Raw genomic sequence first — 544 nt, 5'->3', positions numbered from 1 at the left:
CCCGCGACGACAACGCCCTGGCCCTGCACGTCCCCAGCGACGGCAGCCAACGCGCCCTGCGCAACCTCCTGGACCTCCTCGACACCGCCCACCTCGAAGCCGACGAACTGACCCTGCACACCCCCGACCTCGACGACGTCTTCTTCGCCCTCACCACCGACACCACCACCACCGACCCCACCAGCGCCGACACCAGTGCGACCGCCACCACCACCGACACCGCCGCCGGCGTGCCCGCCCCCGGCAACCCGTCCAAGGAGACCGTCCGATGAGCCCCCTCGCCCCGGCCGTGCGCGACTCCACCACCATGCTGCGCCGCAACCTCCTGCACGCCCGCCGCTACCCCTCCCTGACCCTCAACCTGCTCCTCACCCCCGTCATGCTGCTCCTGCTGTTCGTCTACCTGTTCGGCGACGTGATGAGCGCCGGCATCGGCGGCGCCGGCGCCGACCGCTCCGCCTACATCGCCTACCTCGTCCCCGTGTCCACGTACTCGTCTGAGTGCACCACCGAGTACGAAGTTCTGTGCACCACTGCTCAGGCC

The 544-nt window shown here is 70.4% G+C and carries 2 pseudogenes; both read left to right on the top strand.

From position 1 onward, the window contains the following. Positions 1-272: pseudogene (locus IE265_RS38085) on the top strand (ABC transporter); the annotation flags it as partial. After that, positions 269-544, top strand: a pseudogene (locus IE265_RS38080) (hypothetical protein); the annotation flags it as partial. The pseudogenes IE265_RS38085 and IE265_RS38080, both read left to right, overlap by 4 nt.

The sequence above is a fragment of the Streptomyces fructofermentans genome (assembly GCF_014651055.1).
Taxonomy (GTDB): domain Bacteria; phylum Actinomycetota; class Actinomycetes; order Streptomycetales; family Streptomycetaceae; genus Streptomyces; species Streptomyces fructofermentans.
Note: the sequence above shows the minus strand (reverse complement) of the source record. Positions and strands in the feature narration are given on the sequence as shown.